This is a genomic window from Amycolatopsis echigonensis, from assembly GCF_014174495.1.
Taxonomy (GTDB): Bacteria; Actinomycetota; Actinomycetes; order Mycobacteriales; family Pseudonocardiaceae; genus Amycolatopsis; species Amycolatopsis echigonensis.
In genome coordinates, this window is the sequence record NZ_JACJHR010000253.1 from 1 (window position 1) to 753 (window position 753).

1 protein-coding gene is annotated in these 753 nt (G+C 71.0%); it reads right to left on the reverse strand.

Going from position 1 to position 753, the window contains the following annotated elements:
* Positions 1-33: 33 nt before the first annotated feature.
* On the reverse strand, positions 34-753 hold a 720-nt coding region (locus tag H5411_RS46610), incomplete at its 5' end, for an IS30 family transposase (RefSeq protein ID WP_183128041.1).

Here is a 753-nt window from a genome sequence, read left to right on the forward strand (position 1 = left end):
GGTGGATTCGAGGGGTGGTTGCAACACGGGTGGTTATGTGGTTGTGGTGAGGAGGTTAGCGAGGCGTTCGGCTGGGGTGTCCCAGTCGAGTGTTTTGCGGGGTCGGCGGTTGAGTTGTGCGGCGACGGCGGCGAGGTGTTCGGGGGTGTGGGCGGACAGGTCGGTGCCTTTGGGGAAGTATTGGCGCAGCAGGCCGTTGGTGTTTTCGTTGCTGCCGCGTTGCCAGGGGCTGTGGGGGTCGCAGAAGTAGACGGGGATGCCGGTGGCGATGGTGAATTCGTGGTGGCGGCCCATTTCGCTGCCCTGGTCCCAGGTCAGGGATCGTTGCAGGTGCGCGGGCAGGGTCGCGGCGGTGGCGGCGAGGGCGTCGCGGACGGCCTCGGCGCCGCGGCCGCGGGGCAGGGGCACGAGCAGGACGTAGCGGGTGGTGCGTTCGACCAGGGTGGCGATGGCCGAGGCGTTGTCCTTGCCGATGATCAGGTCGCCTTCCCAGTGCCCGGGGACGGCGCGGTCGGCGGCTTCGGCGGGCCGGTCGCTGATCATGGCCATGGGTTCGGCGAAGCGGGGCCGGCGTTGCTGGCCGGCGCGGGGTTTGCGCCTGGCGCGGCCGGTGCGCAGGGCGCGGGCCAGTTCGCGGCGCAGTTCGCCGCGGCCTTGGACGTAGAGGGCCTGGTAGATCGTTTCGTGGGTCACGTGCAGCTCCGGCCGGTCGGGGTGGTCGCGGCGCAGCCGGCGGGCGATCTGCTCCGGGCT